The sequence below is a fragment of the Marinifilum sp. JC120 genome, assembly GCA_004923195.1.
Classification (GTDB): Bacteria; Desulfobacterota; Desulfovibrionia; order Desulfovibrionales; family Desulfovibrionaceae; genus Maridesulfovibrio.
The window spans coordinates 1-1,269 of sequence record RDSB01000067.1 but is presented as its reverse complement, the minus strand read 5'-3'; the positions used below and the strand labels follow the sequence as shown (position 1 = coordinate 1,269).

Annotated in this window: 1 protein-coding gene; it reads right to left on the bottom strand. The window is 44.5% G+C overall.

All coding sequences use genetic code 11. The annotated features are described in order from the left end of the window. Window positions 1-162: 162 nt before the first annotated feature. Window positions 163-1,191 (bottom strand): IS110 family transposase, encoded by a 1,029-nt coding sequence (locus tag D0S45_20360; protein TIH08895.1) that lies wholly within the window; start codon window positions 1,189-1,191, stop codon window positions 163-165. Between the last annotated feature and the right edge of the window lie 78 nt (window positions 1,192-1,269).

Genomic DNA, 1,269 nt, shown 5'->3' with positions numbered 1-1,269 from the left:
ATCCGCACTCCTGCTCCTCATCGGCTCAACGGCTTTTTAAGCCACCGCCGGAGTCAGGTTTTTCAGGAGTTGGTCCAACCTGTTTGTCATCAAGCCTTGCTTGGCATCTGCTAGGGAAAACTGTCTAATTAAAGGCGTGCAGCATTTTTGCTGTGCGCCTATTTATATTGTTGGGCGGTAACTGGTTTGGTGCGTAATTAAACTCCAAGCAATTCTTGCCATTTTATTTGCCAAAGCGACACAAGCAATATTGTGCCCTCGTCTTATGTATATATCCTCTAGCCACTGAGTTTTTTCTTTCAAAGGCTTTCGCCCTCTTGAAAAAGACGCCAATACAGCACGAGCTCCGCTTATTAAAAGTGTTCGAATATATGTGTCACCGCGTTTGGTAATCCCCATCATTCGTGATTTTCCACCCGTAGAATGTTGGCGCGGCACTAATCCTAGATATGCCGCAAATTGTCTGCCATTTTTAAAGTTGTTTCCATTTCCAAGCACCGCAGCAAGAATTGTCGCCGTGAGGTCACCGACTCCGGGAATCTCCTTCAGCCGAGAGCATTCCTCTCTTTCCTYTACGAGAGTTTTAACCATCCCATCTAATTCATTGAGCTGTTCATCAAGAACATCTATCAAATCCAATTGCTTTCTTAAAAGGATTCGAACTGTCGCTGACAATGCGTTTTCATAGTCATCCAAGATCAGGGGCAAGTGAGTCCGGACATGCGCTGCGCCTTTGGCTATGATAATTCCGTTCTCAGCAAGGAGTCCTCGGACAGAGTTAAATTTTGCAGTCCTTTCTTGGATCAAGGCTGAGCGGACACGATGCAGTGCTTGAATATCAGATTGTTCCTGACCTTTTGGAGGAACAAAACGCATATGCGGCCTTGAAACAGCTTCACATATTGCTGCTGCATCATTTGCGTCATTTTTGTCAGCCATCAGATATGGCTTAACAAATCGAGCATGTATACGCTTTACAGTATGCCCTAATTTCGCAATTTCACGTTGCCAGTAAGCAGAAGTTGCACATGACTCCATTCCAACTAAACATTGCGGATRGTTAGCAAAAAAAGTCAGGATTTGCTTACGAGGTAGTTTTTTCTTAAGCACTGCTTTTCCTCGTGAATCAACTCCATAAAGCTGGATGCTGGACTTTGCCAAATCAATTCCGATTATGGTAGCTACTTTCATTGGGATGGTCCTCCATTTCGAAGTTGTGGTGAACTTGAAATATACCCCTTTTTAAGGGGCGGGACCATCCCATCAGCT